The 20,773-nt window shown below is 54.1% G+C and carries 16 protein-coding genes and 1 pseudogene; 13 read left to right on the top strand and 4 right to left on the bottom strand.

Annotation, left to right across the window (positions count from 1 at the left end):
• Positions 1–192: 192 nt before the first annotated feature.
• Positions 193–351, bottom strand: a pseudogene (locus ACR0BZ_RS11270) (IS6 family transposase); the annotation flags it as partial.
• 77 nt (positions 352–428) lie between these two features.
• Here ACR0BZ_RS11270 and ACR0BZ_RS11265 point away from each other — a divergent pair.
• Positions 429–2,282, top strand: a complete 1,854-nt coding sequence (locus ACR0BZ_RS11265) for a caspase family protein (RefSeq protein WP_480558980.1) — start codon at positions 429–431, stop codon at positions 2,280–2,282.
• 25 nt (positions 2,283–2,307) lie between these two features.
• Here ACR0BZ_RS11265 and ACR0BZ_RS11260 read toward each other — a convergent pair whose 3' ends face one another.
• Positions 2,308–4,224, bottom strand: a complete 1,917-nt coding sequence (locus ACR0BZ_RS11260; RefSeq protein ID WP_480920215.1) for a CHASE2 domain-containing protein — start codon at positions 4,222–4,224, stop codon at positions 2,308–2,310.
• A complete protein-coding gene (locus tag ACR0BZ_RS11255; protein ID WP_480920214.1) occupies positions 4,221–4,550 on the bottom strand; it encodes a hypothetical protein in 330 nt (109 codons plus the stop codon). Before ACR0BZ_RS11255 ends, ACR0BZ_RS11260 begins: the two co-directional genes overlap by 4 nt.
• A gap of 543 nt (positions 4,551–5,093) precedes the next feature.
• On the opposite strand from ACR0BZ_RS11255, the gene ACR0BZ_RS11250 reads away from it, so the two are divergent.
• Both ACR0BZ_RS11250 and ACR0BZ_RS11245 read left to right on the top strand, forming a co-directional pair.
• Positions 5,094–6,869 carry a caspase family protein gene (locus tag ACR0BZ_RS11250; RefSeq protein WP_480920217.1) on the top strand — a complete coding sequence of 592 codons (1,776 nt, stop codon included), beginning with the start codon at positions 5,094–5,096 and terminating at the stop codon, positions 6,867–6,869.
• 134 nt (positions 6,870–7,003) lie between these two features.
• Positions 7,004–8,701, top strand: coding sequence for a caspase family protein (locus tag ACR0BZ_RS11245; RefSeq protein ID WP_480920213.1), 1,698 nt, complete (start codon positions 7,004–7,006; stop codon positions 8,699–8,701).
• Between the two features lie 397 nt (positions 8,702–9,098).
• Here ACR0BZ_RS11245 and ACR0BZ_RS11240 read toward each other — a convergent pair whose 3' ends face one another.
• Positions 9,099–9,752 carry a GntR family transcriptional regulator gene (locus ACR0BZ_RS11240; RefSeq protein ID WP_209506749.1) on the bottom strand — a complete coding sequence of 218 codons (654 nt, stop codon included), beginning with the start codon at positions 9,750–9,752 and terminating at the stop codon, positions 9,099–9,101.
• Positions 9,753–9,960: 208 nt separating this feature from the next.
• Between ACR0BZ_RS11240 and ACR0BZ_RS11235 the strand changes: the two genes are divergently transcribed.
• The 10 genes from ACR0BZ_RS11235 (at position 9,961) to ACR0BZ_RS11190 (ending at position 20,648) form a co-directional block, all read left to right on the top strand.
• The gene (locus ACR0BZ_RS11235) at positions 9,961–11,043 is read left to right on the top strand and encodes a Gfo/Idh/MocA family protein (protein WP_480920212.1); all 1,083 of its coding nucleotides are present in this window, start codon (positions 9,961–9,963) and stop codon (positions 11,041–11,043) included.
• 100 nt (positions 11,044–11,143) lie between these two features.
• A complete protein-coding gene (locus ACR0BZ_RS11230; RefSeq protein ID WP_480483577.1) occupies positions 11,144–12,154 on the top strand; it encodes a sialic acid TRAP transporter substrate-binding protein SiaP in 1,011 nt (336 codons plus the stop codon).
• A 30-nt stretch (positions 12,155–12,184) separates the two neighbouring features.
• Positions 12,185–12,760 carry a TRAP transporter small permease gene (locus ACR0BZ_RS11225; protein ID WP_480483576.1) on the top strand — a complete coding sequence of 192 codons (576 nt, stop codon included), beginning with the start codon at positions 12,185–12,187 and terminating at the stop codon, positions 12,758–12,760.
• Positions 12,757–14,052: a TRAP transporter large permease gene (locus ACR0BZ_RS11220; RefSeq protein WP_480899780.1), complete on the top strand. Its 1,296-nt coding sequence runs from the start codon at positions 12,757–12,759 to the stop codon at positions 14,050–14,052. Before ACR0BZ_RS11225 ends, ACR0BZ_RS11220 begins: the two co-directional genes overlap by 4 nt.
• Positions 14,052–15,938: a bifunctional sugar phosphate isomerase/epimerase/4-hydroxyphenylpyruvate dioxygenase family protein gene (locus tag ACR0BZ_RS11215; RefSeq protein WP_480920211.1), complete on the top strand. Its 1,887-nt coding sequence runs from the start codon at positions 14,052–14,054 to the stop codon at positions 15,936–15,938. Before ACR0BZ_RS11220 ends, ACR0BZ_RS11215 begins: the two co-directional genes overlap by 1 nt.
• A complete protein-coding gene (locus tag ACR0BZ_RS11210) occupies positions 15,868–16,812 on the top strand; it encodes a shikimate dehydrogenase (protein WP_480920210.1) in 945 nt (314 codons plus the stop codon). Before ACR0BZ_RS11215 ends, ACR0BZ_RS11210 begins: the two co-directional genes overlap by 71 nt.
• Positions 16,809–17,624, top strand: a complete 816-nt coding sequence (locus ACR0BZ_RS11205) for a citryl-CoA lyase (RefSeq protein ID WP_480920209.1) — start codon at positions 16,809–16,811, stop codon at positions 17,622–17,624. The genes ACR0BZ_RS11210 and ACR0BZ_RS11205 overlap by 4 nt, the downstream gene beginning before the upstream one ends.
• Entirely contained in the window at positions 17,614–18,801 is a 1,188-nt protein-coding gene (locus tag ACR0BZ_RS11200) for a Gfo/Idh/MocA family protein (RefSeq protein WP_480920208.1), read from the top strand. The genes ACR0BZ_RS11205 and ACR0BZ_RS11200 overlap by 11 nt, the downstream gene beginning before the upstream one ends.
• Positions 18,791–19,465, top strand: coding sequence for a hypothetical protein (locus tag ACR0BZ_RS11195; RefSeq protein ID WP_480920207.1), 675 nt, complete (start codon positions 18,791–18,793; stop codon positions 19,463–19,465). Before ACR0BZ_RS11200 ends, ACR0BZ_RS11195 begins: the two co-directional genes overlap by 11 nt.
• Entirely contained in the window at positions 19,458–20,648 is a 1,191-nt protein-coding gene (locus ACR0BZ_RS11190) for a Gfo/Idh/MocA family protein (RefSeq protein ID WP_480920206.1), read from the top strand. The genes ACR0BZ_RS11195 and ACR0BZ_RS11190 overlap by 8 nt, the downstream gene beginning before the upstream one ends.
• Positions 20,649–20,773: the final 125 nt, after the last annotated feature.

The following is a 20,773-nucleotide window of genomic DNA, read 5'->3' as shown; positions in this document are numbered from 1 at the left end:
CTTCTACAATCCGCGCCGAAGACACTCGGCCTTAGGCTGGAAAAGCCCCGTCGCTTTCGAAAGGAAAGTGGCTTAAACGAGCACTTGGAGCAGCACGAATACGTGACAGGTCCAAATTACCTCTTGCGGTTTGGGCGTCTACACATGTTGCAAACTTAAATGAGATTAGCATAGTCAGTGCTGACGAGCCGATTATCCAGCCAATCTGGCAAACTGTTGAAATGGAGAGAGTCCAGGCGTGAACTGACCTTTGCGGATCATGTTGACCAGTTCGATACCAGCCAAGGCAGATGCTGCTGAAGCGAACGACTTGAATCCCAGCATGGGCCTGATCCGACGTTTGATGAAACGGGAAGTTTTAGCGCAGTTCATACGAAAAAGTTGGCGGCACACCTGGCAAATTCTTTGTAGCCTTATCGCGATTCGATGTGGATTATGTTAAAGTAACTGCGGCTTTCGTGGACGAAGTTATTATGCTAGTACACCTTGTTTTTCTAGGTTTCTTGCGGCTTAGGTCTAGCCTCATCGCTATTGTGATGTTCGGACCTGCTATTGTACTGGCGGACGTATCTGATGTCAGACGTATGGCGCTTGTCATAGGAAATTCGCAGTATGAGTACGTTTCGAATATTCCGAACTCGGCAAATGACGCCCGGGATATAGCAGCAGCGCTTGGTCGGATAAGTTTTAATGTGACCGAATTATACGATCTCGACTATCGCCAAATGCGGCTGGCCCTTCGGGATTTTTCCGACAAGGCTGCGACGGCCGACGTGGTATTGGTCTATTTTGCGGGTCATGGCATCGAAATAGACAACACCAATTACCTGATTCCCACCAACGCGGAACTCAAAAGCGACAAGGATGTGGAATTCGAGGCTATTCGGCTGGACTCGGTACTAAATTCGGTATCGACGGCGAAAGGTCTCAAACTTGTTCTTATTGACGCCTGCCGAAACAATCCGTTCCTTTCTGATATGGAGCGCACAACCGCGACGCGGTCGATCGGGCGCGGATTGAGCAGTATTGACCCCGGAGGTGTTCTGGTCGGCTATTCTGCGCGCGGTGGAACTTTGGCTTTGGATGGAAAAGGTCGCAACAGCCCATATGCCGAAGCCCTGCTTGAACATATTGAGGTTCCCGGGCTGGAACTTGGGAAATTGTTTCGCAAAGTCCGGGATTCAGTCTTTAAACTTACCGATGGGTACCAAGAGCCCTTCACTTATGGCTCATTGCCAGGGCGGGATATATTCCTTGTCCCTGCAGCGGCCAAGGTGCCTTCCATTTTAAAAGAAACGCCTGCGCCTGTTGCCGAGTCCTCGCCTGAAGATGAGCGTGAAAAATCTGCCCAACGCGTTCTGCGCGAAGCGTTAAAGTTGGATGATCAAACGGTCAAGTTGGGCGCTTTGAAGATGATCGCGCAGCTCTATCCAAATACACGCGCTGGTCAATATGCGGCTGACGTAGCCGATGTGCTCAGCCGTTCACAACCGATTAAGAACAACGCCAGCGTGCCTACAGAGTCTGCTGCCGCGTCCCAAAGCCCGATCAACACGACGAACCAGGAGAACGTCGCGGGGCAACAACCAGATCCAGCCCTTGTGGCAGAAAAGGATCTTAATCTCAGCCAAAACGACTATCGCAACATTCAACGTGGTCTGAATTTCCTAGGGTATTCAGCCGGGCCTGTTGATGGGATATTCGGTACGCGCTCTCGTGCGGCACTAAAGCAATTTCAGAGCAAAAGCGGTTCGACCAGAACGGGGTATCTGACAGCGCAAAGCCTTGCTGTGTTAAAGAACGTCGCAAAGCCGCCACCCTCGGCGCACAGCGAGGAACAAACGAGCGGCGAAACGCTTGCTGCCTTGCCGAAGACGACCCAAACCGGCGCAGTAGCGAACAGCTACCATGGGGATTACTCAATCGTGGTCAGAAGACGACCCAATCCAAACTACAATGACCCTGAGCTTGCTAAGGATCGGCCCAAAATAGTGTTGCAGATGGTGTACCGGAAGTCGTCCGCCGGGTTTCAGATGATCAGCGCTCAGGATCTGACGGAAGGTGGTGAAAATCGACCAAAACGATTTCGCGCATCGTTATCAGAAAAGGGGCGGTTGCGTATTTCGGGAAATACAGGGTACCTGTTTGGTAAAGTAAGAATTGTCCCCTTCTCGATTACTCAGAGAATTCCTGCAGACTTTTCCAAGGGGCAAACCCTCCACTCCAACCAAGGCCAGTTCGACAAAGCCTTTTTCATGGATGTGACGATAACAAAACGTTGAAACTCACAACACGAAGTATTCGCAGCTACTCGGGTACGCGCCTGTTGAGTTCAACTACTTGAATTTCTGTCTCGCCATCATCGTGAATGAAACTCGCAGCCACTGGCCATCGTCGTTCAGCGTCCACAGTTTTTGCCGTCGCCATGGTCATATAAATGGGACGAAACCCATCGGCATCCGGTGCTAGGGTCTTGATCCAGCTTTCCAGGCGTGCAGCGACATTTATCGTATCACCGATGACGTTATAATGCATGGATCCGCTGACACCCAGTGTGCCACCGATTGCTTCTCCGCTGTTCAGCGCAATCCGTAGCTTGTATGCACGTTGATTTCGAAAAGTGTTATTAAGTGATGCCACGGCTTCGCGCATGGCGTTGGCACAACGTAGTCCGGCCTGCGCGTCCGATTGCCTTTGCTCGCGTGTTTCGCTTGGAATTGGCGCGCCAAACACAACCAGTATGCCGTCTCCTGTATATTTCTCGACAAACCCACCATGCGCGCGAGCGATTTCACCCAGCCGATCAAGAATTCGCGCGATCCACGTCATAAACTCGTCTGCATCCATCGCATTCCCGGCGAGGGTCGACCCTTCAATATCCGCAAGCAGCGCCGTTACATACAGCTGTCGAGATCGGGGCTTTCCACCCGACATTAGATTTTTGCGCTGCTTCCAGATCTCAGCTGACAACTCTTCGGACAGATGAGATGAAAAAACCTGTGCGATCGCGCGTCTTTGGTTGCGCGAAAAGCCTGAGATGATCCCAAAGCCGAAAAGAAACCCGAAAGTCCAGCCCAGCAGAGAAGGCGCGACAGGCATTAACAACGCGAACTGTTGAAACATGGACAACGTAATCGTTAGCAGGACGCCACCTATCCCGGCCAGCAACACCGCATTGCCGGTGACCCTGACGAAAACAGACACGCAGGCACCTAAGAAGACCGAAGCGAGGATGATGAACGCAGGGAACTGACCGTCCAAAGCGCGCAGCGGAGAGGCTTGGCCGTTGAAGTAGTCAATCAACTGTTGAACGATGGCGGCATGAATTTCGGCACCAAAGGTAAAATCTGACCCGGTTGATCGGTTGAGTGGTGTTGAAAAGTAATCTTTTACGGAATGACTGGTAACGCCGATTATCACGGCATTTCCCTCAAAGCGATCCAGCCCAGTTTGAGTCAGAATCTCTGCGGCGGGAACACTGCGCGTGATCGGCAATGCATTTTTGTAATCAATTACGATTTGATAGCCTGACGTATCCACGTTGCGGAACAGGTTTGCACCCGGGGCCAAGGATTTTACAACTGTATCGCCAAACATCAAATAGCGTGGATTGTCGGGAGCGCTTTTCAATGCGGGTTGCCCGGTATGGGTCGCGGCCAGATGCATAGGCAGTGACAGGGAAATACCATCGTGCGTGTTTACTAACAACAAGGCGCGTCGGGCAACGCCATCAGGGTCAATTGGAATATCAGCGAACCCAGTGTGCGTGCCCGGCGGCGCTGAAATGCCAGCAGTCTCGCTATCCTGCAATTTCGAGATCACGAAAACTCTGGGATCGCTCAGCACCTCAAGTAAGAGGTCCCGACCTTCACCTGCCGGAACGTCCCTATAAATGTCGACGCCCACCGTAGTTGCACCAGAGGCGAGCAAGGTGTTTACAATCTGTGCCAATTGCCGATCGGGGACCGGCCAACCCCATTCGCTCAAATCTCGGTCGGTGATGGCAACCAGATAAACGTCTGCTATAGGTTCATCCGCCGCAAAGGCCGATATTGTCCAATCGTATTGGAGAAGCTCAAGTGACTCGAGCATGCCTTTTTTCCGGAGTTCGACCAGAGGCATGCCGACAATCAGTGTAATGACACAGACCAGAACCCAGCGTTGCCAAACCGGCATGAGCGATGACGTTCTCTGCCATGCATGCTTTTGACGCTTCGATGTCACTGACCTACGCCAGCTGAGTTCAGCAATTGTTCGAGTTCGGCTGGGTTCGTCGCCTGCACACGGCCGCTGAGGCCTATATCCACAAGTTCAGAGAGCGCATCGAACCACAGACCAGCTGCGGCCGGGGTGTCGGATCTAAATTCTTCCGGCAAACGCTCGATCAATCCTGATGTTCGTTCGACCACCGCGTCGGTGTTTGGATCGAGCAACTCGAGTTGCAAAAGATAAACTCGGTCGGTGTCCAGCAGAATATTTGACCTACTGAGGTCCAGACCATAATCGCCGGGTGGGAAAGGGCCACTGATGTGTAACTCTATTGCAGTCATCCCGGATGGGCCCAGTTTGACGATTACATTTCCTCGATGGCCCCGAGTTAGCCGCCAGATCAACGGCGGAAAGGCTTGAGTTGTTAGCCCACCGTCTGCTGGAACCAGTAGCAATAGGTCAGAAGCGGCATCCGAAGGTATATTCCGGGTGCCTGCGCCCATTCGATCCTTTGGCGTACCTATTTTGGGAGGAACAAACACAATTTCTGCGGACGTGTCAGTGTTTTTCTCATCGCCGGAAGCCAGCGCAAAACCGCTGAGAAACAGGCCTGCAGCCAGTACGAAGACAAAAACAGCTATTGATACCCAATTCCACGACACAAGACGCCTCTCGAAGAAAACTGCAAGTGTATCCGCTTTTTGAAGGTTTAGCGTAGGCTTGAAACTACGTTGAGTCCAGTTCCTGCTCTGTCTCGCTTCAGCTGATCCTAAGCTCGGTGGTCAGGCAATTTTATGCTAAAATAAGGATCTGTTCGGTTCAGAGTCGAGTCTGTGCTCATGGTTCCTGAAAGCAAATGGCGAAGCGGCGCCTCGTGTTTGTTGGTGGTTTGTTTGCTCTTGATCTTGCCGCTTGCGGCAGAGGCTAAGGGCAAGCGCGTCGCTCTTGTAATAGGTAACTCCGCCTATCAATACGTCCCGGACCTGCGCAATCCGGCCAATGATGCTGAGGACATATCTAAGGCGTTACAGCGCATTGGGTTTGAGGTTACACAGCATCAAAACCTGAGTTACACCGATATGCGCATTGCATTGCGCGACTTTGCCGAGGCCGCAGCCGATGCGGAAGTGGCGCTTGCGTATTTCGCGGGCCACGGAATCGAAATTGAGAACACAAACTATCTGATACCCGTGAATGCCGCGCTAAAAAGTGATCGGGATGTAGAATTTGAAGCCATTCGTCTGGACGCTATCGTGAATGCCATTGCTGGCTCGTCCGCTTTAAGTATCGTGATTGTTGACGCATGCCGAAACAACCCGTTTTTGGCCCAGATGAAAAAGGCCTCGAGCACTCGTTCAATCGGGCGCGGTCTGGCCGCGGTTGAACCAAGAGGAGTCGTGGTCGGATACGCGGCCCGAGGTGGGACTCTGGCGCAGGACGGCGACGGCCGGAACAGCCCTTACGCGCAGGCGTTTCTGGAACATGTTGAAGAACCGGGAGTGGAACTTGGTAAACTGTTCCGCAAGGTCCGCGACCGCGTGGTCGCACTGACCGACGGGTATCAGGAGCCTTTTGTCTATGGCTCACTACCGGGCGAGGACATATTTTTGGTCCCCAAGGTAGAACAGGCTGCATTACCCGTCCCTGTCCTTCAGGAGTCTGACGAACCAGTCTTGCAGCCGCAGGTAACTCAGAAAAACGCGCTGGCCGCAGCTATGAAGGTGAACACAGTCAGGGGGTGGGATTTGGTCGCCAGATCCTATCGCGCTGCAACGTTATCCGAGCCCGAAATACTGAAGCGGATGGCCCAGATCACACCTGCCTGGACCAGAAAAAGCGGGCGGCTCGATGAGATAGAAGCCGCGCTCTTGCCGGGCTCTGCTCAGAAGAAGGAAGTACAACAAAGTCTTAACAACTCAGGCTTCGACGTCGGTACACCTGACGGAGTTTTCGGACCGCGGACCCGATCAGGCATCAAGGCGCTTCAGGCCAACATCGGGTTAGAACCAACCGGATATGCCGATCTTGCTGTCCTGTCCGGCTTGGGGATCAGACCGCTGGCGGATGATGGCGCGAGTTTTATCAGCAATCCCTTTGCTGTCCGACAGAATATATCCGAGCTGGAAGTGTTAGGTGAATCCGAAGAGGTCACGCAAATTCTTGGCTGTTTGGGCCTGCGTAAAAGCGTCTATGGTACGTTTCGCGGAAACCTATATATTGCGATGGTTTATTCAGGCAGTGTGCAGAGTGCGCGCAGCGAGGCGCAAAAATGTGGCTTGGATTTGGCCGCAATAACATCGGCTGCAGAGAATGCGTTCATCGTCCGGATGATTTCAAGTGACCCGGCTTTCTTTGAATTGGGATACGACAGCAAAACGAAAATCAGCTACAAGGCCGGACCCTATTTCGGGTTCAGAAAGGACCCCAAAGAAGACGGTGCCATCATCGGATGGCGATGGTTCAGCGGAGAACCCGTGAGCTACACCAACTGGTTGCCATCCAAGCCAAACAAAACCCACGGCAAAGGCAGAAAATCACTTGCCCAATTTCAGTACGAAGCGCGAGGACGGCGCGACCTTGACGATGTGACCCCAACAAAATGGTTCGATGGCTCTGGATGGAATGCGCGTTCCGTGGTCTTGGAAGCTTCTCTGAAATAACGCGCTCTGCCCAAAGGGTTTCAGCGAAGCTATGTTTTTTATGAGGATACGCTGGCAATCGGATCGGCATATTCGATTCAATCAGGTTATGTGGTAATGTTCAGGCGTCTCAACTTGTTCCGATCGGGGGCAGTTTGTTTAACAGTTCATTTCAATATCCTTTCAGGACATTCTTATGGCTGATAGGCTTTGCGATTTGGTTCTCGGTTTCGCATGTTGCGCACGCGGACACCAAACGGGTCGCATTGGTGATTGGAAATGCCGAGTATCAACATGTCGCCAATCTTCCAAATGCAGGCAATGATGCCTCGGATCTGGCCAAAGCCTTGCAACGGATCGGTTTCACGGTTTGGCACAATCAGAATCTAGATTACCGTGGTCTCCGCATTGCGTTGCGCGACTTTGGTCGAGCGGCGAAAGATGCGGATATGGCCATCATCTATTTTGCGGGTCACGGGATTGAGATCGAAAACACAAACTACCTTATTCCTGTAAACTCAGAACTGCGCAGCGATCAAGATATCGAATTTGAAGCGATACGGTTGGACTCCGTCGTTAGTTCCTTGTCGGGTGCCGATGGGTTAAAGGTCGTTTTGATCGATGCGTGCCGGAACAACCCATTCCTGAGCACGATGGAAAGAAATGGCGGCACACGCTCCATCGGTCGCGGATTGGGTCGTATTGACCCCAGCGGAGTATTAGTAAGCTACGCAGCCAAGGGTGGAACGTTGGCTCTTGATGGAGAGGGGCGTAACAGCCCGTATGCCACAGCGCTGCTAAAGCACATCGAAGAGCCTGGGCTGGAACTAGGTAAAATGTTCCGCAAGGTCCGCGACACCGTATTTAAGTTGACAGATGGGTTTCAGGAACCTTTCACCTACGGTTCTTTACCAAGCCAAGATATCTACCTAGTTCCGGTGGCAGCGCCCATGCCGCCGGAAGCCAAGCGTGTCGGGTCTGACAACCGTGAAATCTACGCTGACTTTGAGTTGGCTCGTTCACTCGGAACGCTGGATGCAATTGAGTCCTTTCTAAACCGTTATCAGGAACAGAATGATCACTTTGCGGTAACGCTCGCCCTTTCGCTTCGGGATGATCTGCGTGAGAAGGCAAGGCAACAAGCTGCTCCTGACGACAACCCCAGAACGAACGACACGGAAGTCGCCGTTGTGGCTCCGCCGGACAATCCGGCTGAGGAAGCACAGACACGCAGCCTAGTCCGTGACATTCAGAGCGAATTGAACCGCGTCGGATGCAGCGCGGGCGCGGCGGACGGCGTTGCAGGTCCTCGCACTAGAGCGGCATATACCAGATACCGGAACGCCCGAAAAAACCTAGGGCTTCCGGCGGAAGGTCTGAACCAACAACAGACCCTCATTGCGCTTAAGAAAGAACCGGGTCGCGTTTGCAAGGAAGTTGCGGTTGCTGTAGGTTTAGACGGTGATTACGTCATCTCCATTCGGCGTAGATGGGATGATGACTATTGGCAGACTGCAACGCGCGGCGACGAATCCTACTACCCCGGAAAAATCGAACCACTCGCGTCATTGCGGATCAATCGGAAAGGCAGCAAACTGACTCTGGTGTCCGCCCAAGCGTTTACCGGAGGCGGTCCGTGGTTCAAGGATTTCCAGGGGTCATTGGATGACAACGGTCAACTGAAACTCCGTTTCACCCTAAGCTCACATTTTGGTCCACCGGTGACGCCCTACAAGGTTCGAATTGATGTAAAATTGCCTCAAGGACTGCAACCCGACCGACGCCTCGTGTATGAGCCACGACGTATCGACGGTCAGTTTTTCCTGAATTTCCTGGTTAGGCGTGCGAACTAGCTTCCAACGGAATTCCCAAGATGACGGGGGTCGACAAGAGCGGCATGATTACCAAGCTGCGTGCCGTTTGCGCCAAAGTTGCAGAGACCGATTTCCTCTACTTCGAAGTCGGCCATCGGCTTGAGAGCCGTTGAAAATAGGATTTCCACTAAATCAACTGAAGTAGCTGCATGTTGTTGTAGAATTCCGTACCCTGCCATGAGGTCGGTGATATCGGAAGGTGGTGGGCGGGATCACAGCGAACGGCAGCTATGCGGGCTGCACCACCAGCATTCGGCTTCGACGCAAAAGGTCCGGTATGGGCCGCTCACAAACTTCTCGATCTAGATGTGGAATATTGAGATATTCCCTGCCAAATCGACCTGAAGACGTCGAGTCACACAATCAGCATGCCGCCTTACATAGCCTCCAACGTATGGGCGAGGCCATTTCTGATGTGATCTTCCAACAGTTTCTTGGCTGTATCAGCGTCTTTGGCCAGCGCGGCATCGAACATGCGTTTGTGTTCTTGGGCTGCAACCTCACCTCGGTAGGTCAGTACGAGCATCTGATAACGAAGGTACTTGTCATAAATGATTGAGTGAAGGGATAAGAGGTTCTTGGAATTACAGGCTGCAATCATCGCTTGATGAAACTCTGAATCGTACCTCTTCCAGGTTTCCTTTTCAGAGTCATCTCCCTTGAGAAGCCGTTGCTCCATCAAATGCAGCTTATGATGCGCAGCGACCAGGTTGCCTTCCCAGTCCGTGTCGCCATTCGCAATGGACAACTCCAACGCGTGGCATTCCAGCAGAACGCGCAGTTCTGAAATCTCGGTCAGGTCTTCTCGTGAAACTGGCGTGACCAGGAAACCCCGTTGCTCAGGAGCTTCGACAAATCCGTCGCTGGCGAGCCTGTTCAGCGTTTCACGAAGTGTCGAAAGGCTTGCCGAATAGCGTTCCTTCAAGGCGTCCAGCTTCAGTTTGGAGCCGGGCTGCAGCTCCCCGAAGATGATGTCCCGCTTGATGCGCTGATAGGTGCTTGCACCTATCGTAGACGGCTGTTTCGCCATGCGTTTCACCCGATATTTTTAGTTTCCTCGTTCAATTAGCATTTTTTTGAGACATCAGCAATCCAAACTGATGTATGGTATAAATAATAATATCATACATTATTGCGGAATCGCGAAAACCCCAATACGGTCGTGGCCAAATTGGGCAAGGCAGCCTGATCGCAATCAACGGTTTCGGGATTTTCCGGACCCTCCGGAAGGAAGCAAAGTGTCTAAGAACTTTCGCATTGCCATTGTCGGCATTGGTCTTGTTGGACGCCGCCACGCAGACGCTATCCGAGCGTTGCGCCATGTTGATCTCGTTGCGGTAGTCGACCCCAGTGATGAAGGTCGTGCTTACGCCGTTGAGCACGGGGTCGCATGTTACGAGACCCTCGAGAAAATGTTTGCAAATCAGACGCCAGACGGAGCTGTTCTTGCGACCCCGACCACGCTTCATGTTGAACAAGGCCTCACGTGTGTTCGACACGGTTGTCCTGTTCTTGTCGAAAAACCGATCGCCGTAGAAGCCACCGCTGCACTTGAGCTTGTTCAAGCTGCGGAGAAGGCCAATGTGCCACTGATGGTCGGTCATCATCGCAGACACAATCCTCTGATCAGGTCGGCTAAGGAAGCAATTGTCGATGGAAAGATTGGAAATGTGCGCGCTGTCCATGCGAATTGCTGGTTCTATAAGCCAGACGAGTATTTTGATACTGCGCCCTGGAGAAAGAAACCCGGTGCAGGGCCCATCTCGGTCAATCTTGTCCACGATGTGGATCTGCTGAGGTACCTGGCCGGAGAAGTTGTGACCGTACAGGCTCAGTCGGCTGCATCGCAGCGGGGCTACGACAACGAAGATGTTGCTGGTGCGCTGTTGACATTTGAAAGCGGGGCGATAGGGACCATAAGTGTGTCCGACAGCATCGTTGCTCCATGGAGCTGGGAGATGACGTCTCAGGAATATCCAATCTATCCTTCGACCACAGAGAGTAGCTATATGATCGGTGGCTCTCATGGTTCGTTGTCCGTTCCCGATCTTCGCCTGTGGAGTTACCAGAGTGAGCAACGGGACTGGTGGACGCCTATCTCATCGACCGCGCTGAAGAAGGGTGCGTCTGACCCTTTGGTCAATCAGCTCAGGCACTTTATTGAAGTAGCTCGGCACGAAGCAGTGCCGATTGTGTCTGGATGGGAAGGTTTCAGAACGCTTCAAGTTATTGAAGCCATTCAGAATTCTTGCAGAACAGGTGAAACGGTCAGAATCAAAAACTTACAAAAAACACCAATGGTAGATATGACAGCAGTATAAAATATCTGATATTTTGCAAAAAATCTTGCAAAATTTCCAAAATAGGTCAAAACTCTGAATCGCAAAAAAGAAGCATCATGATGTCTCAGGGAGGAGCAAAGTGATTACCAAACTTACCCGCCGGGCTGCTGTATCAGCCCTTGTTGCAACCGGTGTTCTGTTTGGCGCGACAAGCGGTGCGCTGGCGGAAGACAAAGTGCAACTTCGCCTCGCAACATCAGGATCGGAGACCGACCAGCGCTCGGTCGCTATGGCCGAGGTTTTCGCGCCCATGGTCGCTGATTTCGCAAGCTACGAGCCCAGCTATAATGGAACCATCTTTGCCCAAGGCACCGAGTTGGACGCCATCAGCCGGGGTAACCTGGAAATGTCGATCACCTCGGCGCAGGAACTGGCACAGTTCTTCCCCGAGTTTTCGATCTTTACCGCAGGTTATGTCCACCAGGACGCCGCGCATCAGGTGGCTGTCTTCAATGATCCCTTGATGGATGCCTTTAAGCAGAAGGCCGAAGAAGAACTAGGCGTCAAACTGCTGTCGGTCATGTATCTGGGCCGTCGTCAGGTGAACCTGCGCCAACCCAAGGATGAGTTGACAGTCACGACGCCCGCGGACTTGGAAGGCGTGAATCTGCGGATGCCGGGCACCGACGCATGGCAGTTCCTTGGCAAGGCGCTGGGTGCCGCGCCGACACCGATGGCCTTCTCCGAAGTCTATACCGCGCTGTCGACCGGTGCCGTTGATGGGCAGGATAACCCGTTGCCAACCGTCGTCGACGCCAAGTTCTATGAAGTGACCAATCAGATCGTCCTGACATCGCATCTGGTCGACCTGAACTATATCGCCATCGGCAAAGAGGTTTGGGACGGGCTGACACCGGAACAGCAAGCCAAGGTTCAGGAAGCTGCGGACGCAGCAGCTGAATCAGGTCGCCAGAAGCAGCTTCAGAAAGAAGAGGATCTTGTCAGCTTCCTGAAAGAGCAGGGCATGGAGATTTACGAACCCGATCTCGCTGCGTTCCGCGATCAGGTACAGTCTATGTATCTGGACAGCGAATTCGCAGGCTCATGGCCCGAGGGTGTTCTGGATCAGATCAACGCACTGGGCAACTGAGCCCAGTAAGACAGGGGAGGGAGAACCATAATGAAGGCCTTTATGAAGGGGTTCTCCCGACTAACCGAAGCGATTGCCGGCGGGATGCTGGCGGCAATCTTCCTTATCTTCCTTCTCCAAATTCTACTACGGTACTTCTTCACCCCAGCAGGCTGGACGCTGGAATTGATCGGCATTCTTTGGGTCTGGGTGATTTTCTTCAGTTGCGCTTTCATCGTGCGCGAACGGGATCACGTGAAGTTCGACATCATCTATCTTTCGGTGCCGATGCGCGTACGGCAGGTCTTTGCGATGCTGGCGGCCGCAGCGATCGTAGTCGGTATGCTCTACAGCTTCCTTCCGACGTGGGACTACATCGACTGGATGAAAATCCGCAAGACATCGACTGTCCGCAATCCGTTCTCCGGTGAGAAGATACCGCTGCGAACAGTATTCTCGATTTACGCGGTATTCATGCTGGTCGTCGCAGCGCGCTACGCGTGGCTATTCTTCGACGTCATGCGCAATGGCCCACCAAAGACAGAGTTGGAACTGGTCGTTGGGTACAACGTGGTTGACGATCATCCCCGTGTCGACGTCGAAAAGGATGAGGAAGTTAAGAAATGAGTTTTGAACTTCTTTCCTGCCTGCTCGCTCTCTTTCTTCTGGCAGGCATCGGGACACCTATCGGCTATTCCATCCTCCTGGCCTCATTAGTGTACCTGGGTACGGCCGGGCTGGACGTCGCCCTCGCGGGCGAGAAGATCCTGCAAGGTTTTTACAAAAGCACGATCCTGCTTGCCGTGCCTTTGTTCATCGTCGCCGCGAATATCATGAACGCTGGATCGATCACGGACCGTCTTTTGAACTTCTGCGTCGCTGCTGTCGGTCGTTTCAAGGGCGGCCTCGGGCATGTAAACGTTGTGGCGTCGTTGATCTTTTCGGGTATGTCCGGCTCTGCCGTGGCTGACGCTGCGGGGATTGGCAAGATCATCATTGAGATGATGACCAAGGATGGCCGCTACAGCCGGGGGTATGCAGCCGCAATCACAGCGGCGTCGGCAACAATCGGGCCGATCATTCCGCCTTCAATCCCAATGGTTCTTTATGCCTTGGTCTCCAAAGCCTCTATCGGGTCGCTGTTCCTGGCCGGTATTCTGCCGGGTCTGATTATGGGCGTCGTCCTCATGGCGATGAACTATTATCTGGCCGGTAAGCGGAACTTTGCATTGGAGAAACCTGTTCCGCTGCGCGAGTTGCCGGCTAAAACCGCCAACGCGTTCCCGGCACTGCTGATGCCCGCAATTCTGCTGTACGGTATATATGGCGGCGTCACTACTCCGACAGAGGCCGCCGCAGTTGCTGCATTCTACGCCCTGCTGCTGGCAGCGTTGTTCTACCGAGCGCTGACCTTTCGCGGCCTTTATCAGGTGTTCGTCGATAGCGCGCGCTCTTCCGCAGCCGTCGGGGTTGTCATTGGTGGCGCGTTCATTCTGAACTTCATCGTCATTCAGGAGCAAATTCCTCAGTCTATCTCGGCGCTGCTGGAGGGTTCCGATGTTAGCCCGATTGTTTTCCTGATCCTCGTAAACCTGCTGATCCTCGCGCTGGGATGCGTGTTGGACGCAACAACGATCATTCTTGTGATCGTGCCCCTGTTCATTCCAACCTGCGAAGCGCTTGGGATTGATCTGGTGCATTTCGGGGTGCTGGTCGTCGTGAACTCGATGATCGGTCTGATCACGCCGCCCTATGGCATTCTGCTCTTTGTGATCAACGCCGTGACGGACATTCCGCTACGCGAAATCATCTCGGAAATCTGGGCCTTCCTCGCGGTTCTCATCTTCGCCCTGGTGATCATGATACTGATGCCGGATCTGGTCCTGTGGTTGCCGCGTATGTTTGGATATCAGGGATAATGTGCCTCTCGGTTTCGACAACTTCGATCCCCGGTGATCTGGCCGAAAAACTAAGCACTATCGCTGACGCGGGATTCGGGGGTGTCGAATTACACGAACCGGACTTGACCGCTTTTGACGGGCCGCCATCGCAAATTCGGAACATTGCATCAGATCTCGGCCTGAAGATTTGCCTGCTGCAACCTTTCCATAACCTTGAAGGTCAGTCTGGCGGCGGACGGGAGCGCGCCTTTGATCGACTGAAGCGCAAACTCGACCTGATGAGCGAGTTGGGTACGGATCTGCTGCTAATTGGGTCCGCATTCGAGGTCGATGCCGCTGCGACCGAAGAACAGGTAATCGCAGATCTTGGCGAGGCGGCCGAAATAGCAAAGGCAATGGGGTTGCGTCTGGCTTATATGGGCTTGCCATGGTCGGATATTATTCACTCGGATGAACAGGCGTTAGGCGTCGTTGAAGCTATCGACAGCCCTTATTTGGGGTTGGCCTTGAATTCCTTCTTCTCGCTTGCCGGCGGGTCCAAACCAGCCCGCCTTCGGGACATTCCCGGAGAGCGGCTGTTCCATGTGCAACTGTCCGATGCACCCCGGCTTGAGATGGATATACGTCGGCTCAAACGGCACTTTGGGCTTTTGCCGGGGCTTGGGTCGCTGAACCTTGCGGGCTTTGTGCGGGTGTTGTCCCGCGCTGGGTACAAGGGGCCTTGGTCTATTGCGCGTGTCAATGAAGCAGCTCCTCAACCCGGTGGCCTGACACTGGCCCGAGACAGCTACAGGTCGCTGGTGAACCTGTTAGATGAGGTTTCCCGGACCGAACCGGGAACAGATTTCGGCATCCCGGACCTTCCGGAACGCGTCTATGCGTCAGGCTTCGAATTCGTCGAATTTACAGCCGACGAAACAAGCGGCGCGCAGCTGGCAGATATGCTGTCAACAATGTGTTTTCGAATGGAGCGAAAACACGTAACCAAGTCCGTCGAGCTGTGGCGGCAGGGCGCGATAAACATCGTTGTAAATACCGAAAAGGAAGGTTTCGCCCATTCGGCGTTCCTGGGTCACGGCCCCTCCGTGTGTGACATGGGGTTGCGTGTCAAAGATGCGGATCAGACGGTTCAGCGAGCGACCGCGTTGGGCGCGCCGAATTTCTCACAGCCGGTAGGGACTGGGGAACTGGACATCCCGGCCATCCGAGGTGTTGGTGGCAATGTTGTCCATTTCATAGATGAGAAATCCGATCTGCATCGGGTTTGGGACATCGAGTTCGAGCCAGTCGCCAAGACCAAAGCGATCCAGCCTGCCGGTCTGCGCCGCATCGACCATCTGGCGCAGACGATGCGTAACGATGAGATGCAAAGCTGGCTGCTCTATTACATTTCGACTTTTGAGATGGCAAAATCCCCGATCGTGAACGTTGCCGACCCTTCAGGTGTTGTGCAAAGCCAAGCCATCGAAAGCCCCGAGGGCGAAGTGCGTTTAAACCTGAATGGTGCAGTTGGGCGTCGAACACTGGCGGCTTCATTCCTTGAAGACGGTTTTGGCGCCGGTGTTCAGCACATAGCCTTCCAGTCGGACGACATATTTGAAACCTCAGCCCAATTGCGGAAGTCCGGCTTTCCCAACCTGTCCATCCCAGAAAACTACTACGCTGATCTGCAAGCGACATTCGGGTTAAGTGAAGACCTGATCGCCCAAATGCGTAGGGATAACATTCTCTACGACCGCGCAGCGGGTTCCGAGTATTTTCAGATCTACAGCCGACCTATCTTTAACGGCTTCTTCTTTGAAATTGTTGAGCGCCGATCTGGCTACTCCGGCTATGGCGCGCGCAATGCTGCGTTCCGATTGGCGGCCCAAGCGCGACACCACATGGCGGAAGGAACAACCTGAAATGAAGGCGGCACTAATCGGCCAAGGTATTGCTGGCTCCATGACGCCTGAGATGCACGAGGCAGAAGGTCGGGCGCAGGGTATCGATCTGAGCTACGGTAGGATCGACACTGCAAAAGAGCCATTTCGTGGAATGTCGGTCGCTGATTTACTGCATTATTCCGTTGAATTAGGCTGCGCGGCGGTCAACGTGACGCATCCCTACAAAGCATCAGTCATTGATTATCTTGATGAGCTTTCCAAGACTGCTGAGGAGCTTCAAGCTGTCAACGCGGTGGTTTTTTGTGACGACCGAATGGTTGGCCACAACACCGACTACATAGGTTTCCACAGTGCCTTCGGAGATTTTTTGGGATCATCGAAGACTGAAACGGTTCTCATGTTTGGTGCTGGTGGCGCGGGCAGTGCAGTCTCTTTGGCTTTGCTTGATTCAGGTGTTCGAGACCTGGAGATCATTGATCCTGACTTCCGCCGAGCGCAGGCGCTGGTCAGTCGATTAGAGGTCTTGCGCCCTTATGCAAAGATTCAGGGTTCCCCTTCGATTTCGTTGGATCGGATCGAACTTGTGGGCGGAGTGGTCAACGCAACACCACTTGGAATGGACAAGTACCCCGGAACAGTCATTGAACCATCCCTGTTGCAGCCCGATGCATGGGTGGCAGATATCGTGTATTTCCCGCTTGAGACTCACCTACTGAGCAGAGCCCGCGCAACTGGGTTGAAAGTGATGAATGGTGCTGGAATGGCGGTTCATCAGGCTGCAGCGTCTTTTGAAATCTTCACCGGCTGTACCGCCTCAATCAGTCGCCTTCAAAACGTTTTCGATTCACTTCGTCAGCAGCGCATGCGCGAGTTTAGAGGTGCAACGGTATGACAAACGACGAACAAGCAATCCGCCAATGGTGGCGCACATCCATCATTGACATGAAACCTGGCAAGATCGCGTTTCGTGGCAACGCCATAGAGGATCTGATCGGGAACGTATCTTTTCCGCAGATGATCTGGCTGATGGTGCGGGGTGATCTGCCCAGCGACAGACAAGCGCGTCTGTTCGAAGCCGCTTTGGTCGCAGGCGTGGATCACGGCCCACAGGCCCCCTCAATCGCGGCGGCGCGCATGGCTGCCACCTGCGGGGTAGGTCTCAATAATGCGATGGCGACTGCGGTGAACATGCTGGGCGATGTGCATGGCGGAGCAGGCGAACAATGCGCCGAGCTGTACTATGATATCTCGGAACGCGTGAATGCTGGGGCATCGCTGATTAATGCTGTTCAGGACGGTCTGGACAGCTGGCGCGAGACGTACGGCAAGATCGTCTCGGGCTTTGGCCACCGTTTTCACAAGCCCGTCGACCCGCGCGCGCCCCGGCTGATGCAACTTGTTCGTGATGCGGCAGATGAAGGCACTGTTTCGGGTCGCTTTGCTGATATCGGAGAAGAGGTTCAGGCTGAACTCGGCCGTCAACGCGGCGGTCGGCCAATTGCCATGAATATTGACGGCGCGACAGCTGTGATCTTCTGCGAACTTGGCTTTCCCGCGCCCTTGTCGCGGGGGTTGTTCTGCCTATCCCGCTCGGTCGGAATACTCGCCCACGCTTGGGAGCAGATGAACCAGGGTGGCCGCAACAAAGGGCCCATGCCCCCGAATTACTTACCTCTCTACGAAGACAGGAATGATGACACGTGAGACATCGAAATCCTTCCGGGTCGGCCTTATCGGTTGTGGTCGTATCAGCGATATCTATCTAAAAACGCTATCCAAATTCTCAAACGTCGAGGTCGTGGCTTGTGCAAGCCTTGATCCTTCGGAAAGCCGCGCCAAAGCAGATCAATACGGTGTCGCCCAGGCCTGCACACCAGATGAAGTGTTTGACGATCCGACGATTGACTGCGTTCTGAATCTGACAATTCCGGCGGCGCATGCGGAAATCAGTTTGCGCGCGTTGGAGGCCGGCAAGCACGTCTATTCCGAGAAGCCGCTGGTTATGAATCGAACGGACGGAAAGGCGATCCTGCACACTGCCACTGAAAAGGGGCTACTGGTCGGTTGCGCACCCGACACGTTTCTGGGCGGTCGTTGGCAGACCGTTCGGCGCTTGATCGATGAAGGCGCTATCGGGAAACCAACAGGGATTTTTGCCCATGTCGGGACCCACGGGACGGAGCGCCACCATCCCAACCCGGATTTCTACTATAAGGCGGGTGGTGGGCCAATGCTGGACCTTGGGCCGTACTACCTGACCGCCATGATCTACTGCCTTGGACCCGTTGACCGGGTTGCCGGAATGGCTCGGCGCACGTTTGACAAAAGGATGATCGAAAACGGCCCTCGCAACGGCGAATGGATTAATGTCGAGGTGGACACGCACTCCCTAAGCCTGCTGCAGTTCTCTTCCGGAGCAATAGGGTCGATGACCATGAGCTTCGACGTCTGGGACAGCGAAACTCCGCGGTTCGAGATCTATGGTGAAAACGGCACCATCAGTATCCCTGACCCTGACCCGGTTCATGGCGCCAACATGTTTCAGGGGGATGTCTGGCTGAAAACGCGGGAGACCTCACGCTGGTCTCATCAGCCCCGTCCAACCGGTCGTGAAGACTGGCAGGTTGTTGAAAACAGACATGGGTTTAACGAAGATAGCCGCGGGCTCGGTCTTTTGGACCTCGCCCTGGCGGCACAAGAAGGACGCCAACCCCGTGCAAGTGGAGCGCTTGCTTACCACGTTTTCGAGGTCATGGACGCAATTGAGCGGGCACCGAAATTCGGTGCCTATCAGACGATAGAAAGCCGTTGCGCGGCTCCGGAGCCTTTGCCGGTCGATTTTCTGAACGGTGAGAGGAAGGAGTCGGCCCATGCCGATTGAGACACTCGACTTTGCCCAGCCATTCTTTCGCGTCCAGCACATAACTGACGAGCGCAGAATTTCTATCGAGGGTCGCGCCATCCTCCTTAACCTTGGGGGGCGAAATCTCTCTGTCGAGGATCAGACCATTGCACCGCTTTCCTCTGTGATCGTGCAAGACAGCACGCTTAGCGGCGTGGAACGTGCAGTCATTGTCCACGGTTTCGACGCCCATTCCAATGACAACGAGTTGTTCGCATGGGTGAAAGATACATGGCCATCTGCATTCGACGTCCGGCAAGAGGAACGCTTGCGTGGCGTCAGCCACTACATGTCGCCGAAGGTCTTCGTGGGTAACGTTGGACTGACCATGTACCATTCCGGCTCGGTCCCTTTGAATGTCGGATTGCATAAGGATCATCCGTTCTGCCCGGTACCTGGGTTTCGCGAAGTGCATACGCAGATCGTTGGCTTCGGCAAAATGCAGCAATGTCGCGAACGGGATGTCGAGACCCTGTATCTCGAAGAATTCATGGCCCCGGGCACGACCCACAAACCTATGTATGACGCCGAAGGCAATTATCCCTGGCATCAATACGAGACGATCACCCCCGGTATCTTCATGGCGGTGGAAATACTGCCCGAGGGCGTACGGGTCCCGGAAGCGGAGGTTGAGAATGGCTGAGAGACTTTTACCCGAAGACCTGAAGTTCGACGGCCCTTTCCCCCGGTTGTCTCGCCGTTTGCGGCTGGGCGTTGTTGGTGGAGGACGGATCTCGGTCACGCAAGCAACGGCTGCGCGCATGACCGACCGGTGGGAGGTCGTCGCAGGAGCACTCAGTTCTGACACAGCGCGCAGTAAGGCGCGTGGGGCCGAGTGGTTCCTGCCGGCCGACCGGTGCTACGCGTCTTTCGAAGAGATGGCACAGGCCGAGGCGGCACGCACGGATGGCATAGATGCCGTCATGATCACGACCCCGAACCACGTTCATTTTGAAGCGGCCAAAGCGTTTCTGGAAGCGGGCATTGACGTGTTGTGCGACAAGCCCCTGACCAACGAAGTGGCCGAGGCCGAGGGGCTTGAGGAGATTACCGCGCGCACGGGACACATCTTTGCTGTCGGTTATGCGATGTCATGTTTTCCGGTGATACGGCAGGCCAAGCAGATCGTGGCCGACGGGGGCATCGGCAAAATCAACCAGATCCATGTCGAGTTCATGCAAGACTGGATGACGCCCGATGACGTGGCTGACGCGCCCCATGTCAAATGGCGGCTGGACCCCAATATTTCTGGTCCAACCAGCTGTGTCGGCGATATCGGCACCCATGCCGCGCATCTCGCCAGTTTTGTTTCCGGCCTGCCGATGACTGATCTACGGGCAGAGTTCCATGTCTGCGGCGCGCCAAAGCCTTTGGAAGACACGGTGTTCATGTTCACCCGTTACCAAAATGAAGTCCCCGGAACCTTGATGGCAACACGCCTTGCCCCCGGAAACCGGGGTGGGTTGCGCCTGCGCATATTCGGGAACGAAGGAGGCCTCGAGTGGGACCTAGAGAACTCAGAGCGGCTGAAATTCAATCGGTTTGGTGAACCGGATCATATCATCAGCCGAGGTCTCGGGCATGGTATCGGACCCGGCGCAGAACGTTTGATCCGTACCGCGCGCGGCTTCCCTGAAGGGATTATCGAAGCCTGGGCCAACCTCTATACGGAACTTGCGATGGCCGTAGCCGCGCGTCGGGATGGCGTAAGCGTTCCGGCCGATTGGCTTGCTTATCCCAGTGTCGAACAAGGCGCAGACGGTGTTCGATTCATTGACGCCTCTGTGCGCTCTCACCAGTCCGGAGGGGACTGGGTCACTCTTTAAGGGTCTGCCTACACGAATGTAATACACGCCCGGGCCGTTGCCCGGGCGTTTTCATTTCCTGTTCAGTATTAAAGTTGATATTTTAAAAAATATCAGATATTTTTGACTACGTGTGATGAATTTTA

Source organism: Ruegeria sp. P8, from assembly GCF_056534665.1.
This window is presented reverse-complemented; position numbering and strand designations above follow the sequence as displayed.

Excerpts from the sequence above, each read along its gene's own strand:
- ACR0BZ_RS11210 (WP_480920210.1), top strand. The coding sequence starts at position 15,868 with ATGGCGCGCGCAATGCTGCGTTCCGATTGGCGGCCCAAGCGCGACACC.
- ACR0BZ_RS11215 (WP_480920211.1), top strand. The coding sequence starts at position 14,052 with ATGTGCCTCTCGGTTTCGACAACTTCGATCCCCGGTGATCTGGCCGAA.
- ACR0BZ_RS11205 (WP_480920209.1), top strand. The coding sequence starts at position 16,809 with ATGACAAACGACGAACAAGCAATCCGCCAATGGTGGCGCACATCCATC.
- ACR0BZ_RS11200 (WP_480920208.1), top strand. The coding sequence starts at position 17,614 with ATGACACGTGAGACATCGAAATCCTTCCGGGTCGGCCTTATCGGTTGT.
- ACR0BZ_RS11220 (WP_480899780.1), top strand. The coding sequence starts at position 12,757 with ATGAGTTTTGAACTTCTTTCCTGCCTGCTCGCTCTCTTTCTTCTGGCA.
- ACR0BZ_RS11195 (WP_480920207.1), top strand. The coding sequence starts at position 18,791 with ATGCCGATTGAGACACTCGACTTTGCCCAGCCATTCTTTCGCGTCCAG.
- ACR0BZ_RS11240 (WP_209506749.1), bottom strand. The coding sequence starts at position 9,752 with ATGGCGAAACAGCCGTCTACGATAGGTGCAAGCACCTATCAGCGCATC.
- ACR0BZ_RS11255 (WP_480920214.1), bottom strand. The coding sequence starts at position 4,550 with ATGACTGCAATAGAGTTACACATCAGTGGCCCTTTCCCACCCGGCGAT.
- ACR0BZ_RS11190 (WP_480920206.1), top strand. The coding sequence starts at position 19,458 with ATGGCTGAGAGACTTTTACCCGAAGACCTGAAGTTCGACGGCCCTTTC.
- ACR0BZ_RS11225 (WP_480483576.1), top strand. The coding sequence starts at position 12,185 with ATGAAGGCCTTTATGAAGGGGTTCTCCCGACTAACCGAAGCGATTGCC.